This is a genomic window from Acetobacter fallax (assembly GCF_011516735.1).
Taxonomy (GTDB): domain Bacteria; phylum Pseudomonadota; class Alphaproteobacteria; order Acetobacterales; family Acetobacteraceae; genus Acetobacter; species Acetobacter fallax.
In genome coordinates, this window is the sequence record NZ_WOSX01000042.1 from 18796 (window position 1) to 28180 (window position 9385).

At 64.4% G+C, this 9385-nt stretch carries 7 protein-coding genes and 1 pseudogene; 3 read left to right on the forward strand and 5 right to left on the reverse strand.

Translation table 11 applies throughout. The features are described 5' to 3' along the window. Positions 1-67: 67 nt before the first annotated feature. Genes scpB through argS form a run of 4 tightly spaced genes read right to left on the reverse strand, consistent with a single transcriptional unit; the run spans position 68 to position 4434 of the window. Positions 68-898: an SMC-Scp complex subunit ScpB gene (gene scpB / locus GOB85_RS15410; RefSeq protein ID WP_242011559.1), complete on the reverse strand. Its 831-nt coding sequence runs from the start codon at positions 896-898 to the stop codon at positions 68-70. After that, positions 895-1737: a segregation and condensation protein A gene (locus tag GOB85_RS15415; protein WP_173578361.1), complete on the reverse strand. Its 843-nt coding sequence runs from the start codon at positions 1735-1737 to the stop codon at positions 895-897. Before GOB85_RS15415 ends, scpB begins: the two co-directional genes overlap by 4 nt. Beyond that, positions 1712-2650, reverse strand: coding sequence for an SPOR domain-containing protein (locus GOB85_RS15420; protein WP_173578360.1), 939 nt, complete (start codon positions 2648-2650; stop codon positions 1712-1714). The genes GOB85_RS15415 and GOB85_RS15420 overlap by 26 nt, the downstream gene beginning before the upstream one ends. Further along, a complete protein-coding gene (gene argS / locus GOB85_RS15425) occupies positions 2647-4434 on the reverse strand; it encodes an arginine--tRNA ligase (RefSeq protein WP_173578359.1) in 1788 nt (595 codons plus the stop codon). The genes GOB85_RS15420 and argS overlap by 4 nt, the downstream gene beginning before the upstream one ends. Positions 4435-4962: 528 nt before the next feature. Between argS and GOB85_RS15430 the strand changes: the two genes are divergently transcribed. The 3 genes from GOB85_RS15430 to GOB85_RS15440 all read left to right on the forward strand — a co-directional run bounded on the left by GOB85_RS15430 (position 4963) and on the right by GOB85_RS15440 (position 9134). Beyond that, the gene (locus GOB85_RS15430) at positions 4963-5865 is read left to right on the forward strand and encodes a glycine--tRNA ligase subunit alpha (protein WP_173578358.1); all 903 of its coding nucleotides are present in this window, start codon (positions 4963-4965) and stop codon (positions 5863-5865) included. A 3-nt stretch (positions 5866-5868) separates the two neighbouring features. Then, positions 5869-7956, forward strand: coding sequence for a glycine--tRNA ligase subunit beta (gene glyS, locus GOB85_RS15435; protein WP_173578357.1), 2088 nt, complete (start codon positions 5869-5871; stop codon positions 7954-7956). Positions 7957-8324: 368 nt separating this feature from the next. Further along, positions 8325-9134: an SDR family NAD(P)-dependent oxidoreductase gene (locus GOB85_RS15440; protein WP_173578356.1), complete on the forward strand. Its 810-nt coding sequence runs from the start codon at positions 8325-8327 to the stop codon at positions 9132-9134. Positions 9135-9288: 154 nt separating this feature from the next. Here GOB85_RS15440 and GOB85_RS15445 read toward each other — a convergent pair. Then, positions 9289-9385 (reverse strand): annotated as a pseudogene (locus GOB85_RS15445) (IS5/IS1182 family transposase); the annotation flags it as partial.

Here is a 9385-nt window from a genome sequence, read left to right on the forward strand (position 1 = left end):
ACCGCCGGAGCCGGGAACAGACCTATCATGACCCACCGCAACGGGAAACCGGATGAACGATGATGACTCACTCCTGCGTCCCATCCAGGTGCCCGGCGTCTTCCGGCACAGCCTCATTCTCAGGTCCGGCATCCGGCTCCACCATGACGTTGTCACCATCGTCATCCCCGGCCGGTGCTTCCTGAGGTTTCTGTGCCAGCAGATCCGTCGCGCCGCTGATCGGGCTTCTCGGTGAGGTCGGCATATCGCCGAGAAGTTCTTCGCGCCGGGGCAAATCGTTGAGACTCTTCAGGCCGAAATGCCGCAGAAAATCGGGCGTCGTGCCCCAGAGGACCGGTCGGCCCGGCACTTCCTTGCGTCCGCGCGGCGCGACGAGCGATTCTTCGATCAGCGTGTCGAGCGCGTTCTGACTGACACTGACGCCGCGAATTTCCTCGATTTCCGCACGCGTGCAGGGCTGGTGATAGGCAATGATCGCCAGCGTCTCCATCGTGGCGCGTTGCAGGCGGCGTGGTTTGGGCAGCACGCGTGTCAGCAGCGGCGCCAGATCGGGCGCGGTGCGGAACTGCCAGCCTCCCGCGACCTCGACAGGTCCGACGCCCCGGTCTTCGTAACGGGCCACCAGGGCTGTCAGCACCCCGCGCACATAGGCACTGAGGTCTTCCACGGAGGCCGGGACCAGGTCGCGTCCCTCCAGAATGGAGAGAATGGTCCGGGCGCTGACCGGCTCCGTGCTGGCGAAGATGAGGGCTTCGACCAGACGCACGGCCTGTTCGGACGGGAGTTCATCCGGCTGACCGGCAACAGGGACGTTGTCGTTCTCCGCGACCGCGCCTTCGGCGAGAGCCACGATAACGTCCGTATCATAAGCTTCCGGCATGATTTCGGTGTCACTCATGCTTCGGCTCCGGCTTCGGTCATTTCACTGTCTGTTTCGTGCGGTCTGAGCATGATGCGGCCGAACGCTTCCTCCTGTTTCAGTTCCAGCATTCCGCTTTTGGCAAGCTCCAGCCCCGCGATCAGCGTTCCGGCCATGGCGGCGCGGCGGACGCGGATGGTTTCGGTTTCGTCAGCACTGTCGGGAAGGTCCGGCATGAAGGCATCGAGCGAACTCCAGCCCGGTGGCGTATCGCCCAGCAGACGTTTCAGCCGGCTCAGAGCGTCCTGCACGGTCCAGAACCGGATGGTCCGGGGCGTGTAAACCCGGTGACGCACCGTTCGGCGGATGGCGGCCATATAGGCGCGCATGAGTTGCGGCACGTCCAGCGCGAGGCCGGAGCGGTCGACCTCCACCAGGGATTCGCTCTCGCCGCGCGCGAAGACATCACGTCCGAGTTGCGGTCGCTCAGCCAGCCAGCCAGCCGCCACGTTGATGCGGGCCAGTTCCTCCAGCCTTGCGGCCAGGAGTTCCGCCGCGTCCTCAGCCTCTTCATCCGGCCCGTCCTCAGGCGGGAGAAGCAGGCGGGATTTCAGCCAGGCCAGCCAGGCAGCCATGACAAGCCAGTCCGCCGCCAGTTCCACCCGGATCGAACGCGCGGATTCGACGACGGCCAGATACTGCTCGACCAGTTGCAGGATCGAAATCCGGGCCAGATCAACTTTCTGGGCGCGGGCCAGATCGAGCAGCAGATCGAGCGGTCCGTCGAAACCGTCGAGATGGAGCAGAGGCGAACGGAGGGCGGTGTCCTGCGCGTCGGCCTCCGGCACCAGCTCAGGGACGGAGGGGGTTGCAGGCATGTCCGTGTTCACGAATTCTGACGCAGAACGCCTGAGCCGCCGCGACGCTGTCGAACCCGCGCATTCTCAGACGGTAGAAAATGGCGTTGTTGTGGACGACTTTCTCGATCAGCGGTGAATGACCGGCAAACAGATCCGGTGCGAAGGATGTGATCCGCTCCCATTCCTTATGCGCCGACGCTTCGGAATCCACGGCCGCCAGCTGCACGCCATATGGCCCGGAAGCGGTCGCTACGGGAGCCTGCGGTTTTGCTGACGCTTCAGCAGCGGGGCGCGCGGCGGGGGGTTTTCCGGCTGGCGCAGGAGCCGGAATCGCGGCCTCACGAACCGGGGGCACAGGCGCGGGAGCAGGGGGTGCCGGAGACTGATCAGCCGGTTGCGGCGCCGCCGGACCCGTCTCTTTCGCAGGAGCGGCCTGCCGGGCAGGTGTCGCACCTTCCGGCGCGGGCGCCGCTGCGCCATCGCCGTCTCCGGTGTCCTCTTTTGCTTTCCCGCCATAGCGCGCGGCCAGGGCATCCGGATCGGGCTGTTCCGGGCCGGGTGCAAGGTGAGCCGCGCCACCGGGAACATCCGCAGGCGCCATCGCGCCATCCAGTTCCATACCGCCCGGATTGGCCGGTTTCTCACGGATCGGCTCCGGAGGCGGACCAATGACCGGAATACCGCTCTGATGATGCCCGAACAGCGTCCAGCCGCCGACGCCCAGAACCAGCAGAGCCCCGAGGCCAAACGCGCCAAATGTGAGACGGCGGGTCGTCGGATCAGTGGGAAGGACCCTGCCCGGTTCCCACCATTTTGGCCTGCTGGCACGACGGGGTGGCGGGGCATCGTCGTAATCCGTACTCATGCGCTCACGGGCGCGGTTGAGCCGGTCCTCATGCGGATCGGGCGGCGTATCGTCGCGTTGTGTCATCGCATCTCCTCCACCGGCTCAACGCCCATGACAGCCAGACCGGAGCGAAGCGTCATCGCCGTCGCTGCGACCAGCGCGACGCGGGCCAGCGTGGCGTCCGGCGCATCGGCCTGAAGGAAACGCAGGGCGGCGTCATCACGACCCCGGTTCCACAAGGCGTGAAAATCAGCGGCCAGATCACCGAGATAGAACGCGATGCGATGCGGCTCGCGAGCGGCGGCCGCGCCCTCGACCGTGCGCGGCCAGCTTGCGATCCGGCGCAGCAGGGCGAGTTCCACATCCGCCGTCAGGTCAGAGAGACCGGCTTTGCCGAGGGCCTCCGGCGTGGTGGCCGTGGCGCCGAGCATCTCGTCCGCGGCGCGAAGCACGGAGCGGCAACGGGCGTGAGCGTACTGCACATAGAACACCGGATTATCGCGGGTCTGCGCGACGACGGCGTCCAGATCGAACTCCATCTGCGCGTCGCTCTTGCGGGTCAGCATGGTGAAGCGGACGGCGTCGCGGCCAACCTCATCGAGCAGATCGCGCAGCGTGACAAAGGTGCCTGCGCGTTTGGACATTTTCACCGGCTGACCGTCGCGCACGATATGCACGATCTGACACAGCACGACCTCAAGCGGCACGCGATTGTCGGTCAGGGCACGCACGGCGGCCTTCATGCGGCTGACATAGCCGCCGTGATCGGCGCCGAGCACGTCGATCAGCACCTGGCCGCCACGCTCCACCTTGTCGAGATGATAGCCAATATCATTGGCGAAATAGGTGTTCGACCCGTCCGACTTGCGGAGCGGGCGATCCACGTCGTCTCCGAATTCGGTGGATTTAAACAGGGTCTGCGGACGGGCTTCCCAGTCTTCCGGCAGTTTGCCCTTCGGCGGCTCCAGCACGCCTTCATAGAGCAGGCCCCGGCTTTCCAGGTCGCCGATCGCGCGGTCTGTCACGCCATCGGCCAGCACCTTTGCCTCGGAGGTGAAGATGCCATGCGCGACGCCAAGTGACGCCAGATCCTCGCGGATCCCCTCCATCATGCGGGCTACGGCGAACTCCCGGACCAGTGTGAACCAGCGGTCCGGCGTGGCGGGGAGGCCACCGTCATCGGCGAGGCCCGCGCCATGCGCTTCGGCCAGGGCCTGCCCGATCGGGATCAGATAATCGCCGCGATATTGCAGGCCACCGGGCACCAGCGCGTCGAACTCTTCTTCCGTCAGCTTCGTGCCGATGGCCTGGAGGTAACGCCAGTAAGTCGCCCAGGCGAGGGCTGCCACCTGTGCACCGGCATCGTTGATGTAGAATTCCCTGGTGACACTGTAGCCGGCCTTGTCCATCAGACTGGCCAGCGCATCGCCAACCACCGCGCCGCGACAATGCCCGACATGGATCGGTCCCGTCGGGTTGCACGACACGTATTCGACGTTGACCCGCGTGCCATGACCCAGCTTCGAGTCACCATAGGCCTCGCCAGTGCCGAGCACTGCGGGGATGACGCTCTGCAGCACAGCCGGATCAAAGGTGATGTTCACGAAGCCCGGGCCGGCTGCTTCGGCGCGTGCGATACCGGGAACCTCAAGGAGGCCCTGTGCCAGTTCGGCGGCGATGTCGGCGGGTTTGCGGCGGGCGGGTTTCGCGGCGACGAGGGCGGCGTTGGTCGCCATGTCCCCATGCGCGGGATCACGCGTCGGCGTCAGTTCCACGCGTGCCAGAACTTCGTCCCCGATCCCGGGCACGATGCGGCGCATTACCTCGACAACGTGCGCGCGGTAGCGTTGGAACAGACAGTCGGACATACGTACGGGCTCCCCCTTTTTCCCGATGGCCGCAGATCGGTGCGACACGGCGGATGCCCTCATACCGCGCTCTGATGTGAAACGCGACGGTCGTTTGGAAAGTTGTGGGGGTGGTTTCGTGTCGGGGGTGAAGTAGCGGGGCGGACGGACGGCACTGTCCACTGTTTCAGGGACTATGGCGCTCATGACGAACGAGACTGCTCTTGTGGGAATCGTATTCGATTTTACGTAATCAGACGTTTATTTCATTTTTTGTTCGCAAAGCGGACTGCCTGCTCTCCCGACCAAAGCCGCATCCCCTGCCTCACTCCAAACTCATTCCATATATAAACCAAAAGCTTCCGGAAACCGTCCCGGCAGAGACAGGCCCCCTCCCGAATCACCCCGCCCGGCCCGAGCCACCGCCCGGCGCACCCACCCCTTCCGGAAAACCACCCCACCGGTCGAAGCCCCCCCTTCCTTCCCCCCGGCCGCCCCCCGCTGTATGGTGCCCGCCCCTCAGACCCGTAACCGGAGCCCGTGCCCGCAATGTCCCCGGCGCCTGCCAGTCCAGCCACGAAGCCCCTCTCCTTTCAGGATCTGATCCTGACCCTCCACCGCTTCTGGTCGGAACGAGGTTGCGCCATCCTCCAGCCCTACGACACCGAAGTCGGGGCCGGCACGCTCTCCCCGCACACCACCCTGCGCGCCCTCGGCGACACGCCCTGGAAAGCCGCCTACGTGCAGCCCTGCCGCCGCCCGTCAGACGGCCGCTACGGCGAAAACCCCAATCGGCTCCAGCATTATTACCAGTATCAGGTGCTGCTGAAGCCCACACCCGAAGACAGCCAGCAGCTCCTCCTGGAGAGCTACCGCGCCATCGGCATCGACCCGGACCTGCACGACATCCGCTTCGTCGAGGATGACTGGGAAAACCCCACCATCGGCGCCTGGGGCCTGGGCTGGGAAGTCTGGTGTGACGGCATGGAAGTCACCCAGTTCACCTACTTCCAGCAGGTCGGCGGCATCCCCGTGACCGTCCCGTCAACAGAGCTGACTTACGGTCTGGAACGCCTCGCCATGTACGTGCAGGGCAAGGAAAACGTCTACGACCTGGACTTCAACAATGACGGCCTGAAATACGGCGACGTCTTCCTCCGCGCCGAGCAGGATTACTCCCGCCACAACTTCGAACTCGCCAATACCACCATGCTCCACCAGCATTTCATCGATGCGGAAAAAGAGTCCGTCGCCCTGGCCGAAGCCGGCGTCGCCCAGCCCGCCTACGACCAGTGCCTGAAAGCCAGTCACCTGTTCAATCTGCTCGATGCCCGCGGCGTCATCAGCGTCAGCGAACGCGCCTCCTATATTGGCCGCGTCCGCAACCTCGCGAAACTCTGCTGCGAAACCTGGCTCGCAAAAGACCCGACAACCGCAAAGAGCGAGGGCTGAACCATGGCTGAACTTCTTCTCGAACTCTTCTCCGAAGAAATCCCCGCCCGCATGCAGCAGCCGGCCGGTGAGGAACTCGTCCGCCAGATCAGCAAAGCCCTCGCCGCGCTGAACGTCCGCGAGGCCCGGAGCTACACCGGCCCCCGCCGTATCGCCCTCGTCTGCGAGCTGGACGCCCAGGTCCCCGCCGAAACCATCCAGGAGCGCGGTCCCCGCGAAACCGCGCCGGAACGAGCCCTCGAAGGCTTCCTCCGCAAACACAATGCCAGCAAAGACGACGCAAAGCTCGAAGGCGGCTTCTGGGTCCTCACCCGCAACACTCCGGCCATCGCCGCCGAGGTCTGCATCGCCGGGCGCCTCCCCGCCCTGCTCCGCCAGTTCCCCTGGCCAAAATCCATGCGCTGGGGCACGGGCAGCACTTTCACCTGGGTCCGCCCGCTGCGCCGCATCCTTTGCACGCTCGGCGGCACCATCGTCCCCTTCTCGCTGGCCACGGAAGAAGGCGGCACGCCCGATAACGGCCATAACCTGACCAGCAGCGATCTCACAGAAGGTCACCGCTTCTACCCGGCAGGCGCCACAAAAGCCGAGCCCTTCCAGGCCCGCACCTTCACGGAATGGCAGAACGGTCTCCGCGCCCGCCGCGTCCTCACCGACGCCGCCGAGCGCCGCTCGGCCATCCTCCAGGGCATCAACCAGCTCGCCACCGGGGAAGGCCTCGCCATCGTCACCGATCCCGGCCTGGTTGAGGAAGTCGCCGGTCTCGTCGAATGGCCCGTCCCCTTCCTGGGCCGCATCGACGACACCTTCATGGAACTCCCCGCCGAGGTCATGCAGGTCTCCATGCGCGTCAATCAGCGCTACTTCGCCCTGCGCCACACCGACGGCAGCCCTGCCCCGCGCTTCGCCTTCGTCTCCAATATCGACCCCTCAGACGGCGGCGCCCAGGTCATCGCCGGCAACGAGCGCGTGCTGCGCGCCCGCTTCGCCGATGCCCGCCATTTCTGGGATCTCGACCGCAAAAGCCCGCTTGAATCCCGCATCGCAGGCCTCGATAACGTGACCTTCCACGCCGATCTCGGCAGCCAGGGCGACCGCGTAAAGCGCCTCGTCCGCCTTGCTGAACTCATCGCCCCGATGGTCGGCGCCAGCCCGCAGCACGCTGCCCGCGCCGCCCTGCTCGCCAAGGCCGACCTCTCAACCGGCATGGTCGGCGAATTCCCCGAACTCCAGGGCGTCATGGGCGGCTACTACGCCCGCCACGACCAGGAACCCGCCGACGTCTGCACCGCCATCTCCGAGCATTACCAGCCGCGCGGCCCGTCCGACGAAACCCCGACCGCCCCGGTCTCCGTCGCCGTCGCCCTGGCCGACCGTTTCGACATGCTCGCCGGCTTCTTCGCGGCAGGCGCCAGACCCACCGGCTCCGGTGACCCCTACGGCCTCCGCCGCGCAGCCCTCGGCATCATCAGCCTGATCCGCACCAATGGCCTCCGGCTTGATCTCGTCGCCCTGTTCGTCAAAGCCGCGGAAGCCTTGCCGGCAGCCCTGCAAAACGCCCCGGACCTGGACCTCCTGCCCGGCTTCATCGCCGAGCGCCTCCGCGTCCAGCTTCGCAGCGAAGGCAGGCGGCACGACATCCTCGCCGCCATCTCCGCGGGCAATTACGACACCGACATCACCCGCCTCCTCGCCCGCACGGAGGCCCTGGCCGATATGCTCGCGACGGAAGACGGCAAAAACCTCCTCGCCGCCACCAAACGCGCCACCAACATTCTCCGCATCGAGGACAAAAAAGACGGCCCTCACGAAGGCACTCCCGACCCGGCGCTCTACACCCAGCCCGAGGAAATCGCGCTGGCCGCCGCCCTGAAAACCGTCATCCCGCAGGTCGAAACAGCAATCACGGCCGAACGCTTCACCGACGCCATGCGCGAAGCCGCCAGCCTCCGCCCGGCACTCGACACGTTTTTCGAAGGCGTGATCGTCAACGCCGACGACATACAGATCCGTGGCAACCGCCTGAAACTGCTATCCGAACTGGTGCGGATGACACGCCTGATCGCTGATTTCAGCCAGATCGACGGATAAAAACCCTCAAAGCTCAGACCCTTGGAAAGGCTCTGTTGTCATTAAGTGCTGGCTCCTTCCCAGGGCTTTGCCCTGGAACCCACCAAAGGTCACAGACCTTTGGAAACATGCTTATTTATCAACAGATTGGGGTGAAGGGATCCGCGACCCCTTCCGGGTTCGGGCAGAGCCCGATCTTTTTCTAACCCTTTGAAAAATCACAGATCAACACCTAACGACAACAGAGCCTTTCCAAAAACACACGCCTTCAGCCGCTTCCGCGCAACGCCCGGATTTCAACACTCCCGGAACTCCACCCTGCCTTCAGGCATTCTCTCCCTGACCAGCCCCGGCAACTCATCCGCCGGCCACACACTCAGGGACCCCGCATGACCAACACCAAAACCCCGTCCGCCCGGCGCTTCACAAACAAACGCGTCTTCGTCAGCGGCGGCAGCCAGGGAATCGGCGAAGCCATCTCCCTCGCCTTCGCCCGGGAAGGTGCCCGCGTCGCCATCAACGGCCGCAAAAAAGACAAGCTCGACGACCTCCTGCCCAGACTCCCCAAAGTCACCGCCGGCCCCCACATCGAATGCGTCGGCGATGTCTCCGACGAACAGAGCGTCATCGACGCCATCGACAAAGCCTTTCAGGAATTCGGCGGCCTCGACGTCCTCATCTGCAATGCCGGCATCCAGATCCAGTCCCCCTCGGAATCCATCTCCCTCGCCGACTTCGGGAAAGTCCTGAGCGTCAACGTCACCGGCGTCATGCTCTGCGTCCGCGAAGTCCTCAGACATTGGGTCAAAGACGGCACAAAAGGCAGCATCGTCATCAACAGTTCCGTCCACCAGATCATCCCCAAACCCGGCTTCCTCGGCTACTCCGCCAGCAAAGGCGCCATCGGCAACATGGTCCGCACCTGGGCCCTCGAATATGCCTCCCGCAACATCCGCGTGAACGCCGTCTCTCCTGGCGCCATCGTCACCCCCATGAACGATGCATGGGTAAAAGACCCTGAAAAATACAAGGCCATCTCAGAACACATCCCCATGCGCCGCCCCGGCGAATCCAGTGAGATCGCCGAACCCACTCTGTTCCTCGCCTCCGATCAGGCCTCCTACATCACCGGCCAGACCCTCTTCATCGATGGCGGAATGACTCTCTATGCCGACTTCGAAAAAAACCGGACATCGTAAAGATGTAGCTCAGGCGCTCCCCTGAAACCCGCCAGAGGCCGCAGACATCCGCACATCATTCACATTAAACAAACCGGGGAGGGGAAACGCAACACGTCCGGCACTGACATGGCAGGAAAGCCATTAATCCCGAACCCAGGTCTGAGAGCCTGAATCAGAAAGCGGTTTGATTGATTTTTCGCAGAACTCTGCGGATATGGGCAATCATCAACCATGCGCAGGATGACGAGATTGTTGTCTCGACATCCTTC

Coding starts and splice junctions, on each gene's coding strand:
- GOB85_RS15415 (WP_173578361.1), bottom strand. CDS start 1,737: ATGCCTGCAACCCCCTCCGTCCCTGAGCTGGTGCCGGAGGCCGACGCG.
- GOB85_RS15420 (WP_173578360.1), bottom strand. CDS start 2,650: ATGACACAACGCGACGATACGCCGCCCGATCCGCATGAGGACCGGCTC.
- glyS (WP_173578357.1), top strand. CDS start 5,869: ATGGCTGAACTTCTTCTCGAACTCTTCTCCGAAGAAATCCCCGCCCGC.
- argS (WP_173578359.1), bottom strand. CDS start 4,434: ATGTCCGACTGTCTGTTCCAACGCTACCGCGCGCACGTTGTCGAGGTA.
- GOB85_RS15430 (WP_173578358.1), top strand. CDS start 4,963: ATGTCCCCGGCGCCTGCCAGTCCAGCCACGAAGCCCCTCTCCTTTCAG.
- GOB85_RS15440 (WP_173578356.1), top strand. CDS start 8,325: ATGACCAACACCAAAACCCCGTCCGCCCGGCGCTTCACAAACAAACGC.
- scpB (WP_242011559.1), bottom strand. CDS start 898: ATGAGTGACACCGAAATCATGCCGGAAGCTTATGATACGGACGTTATC.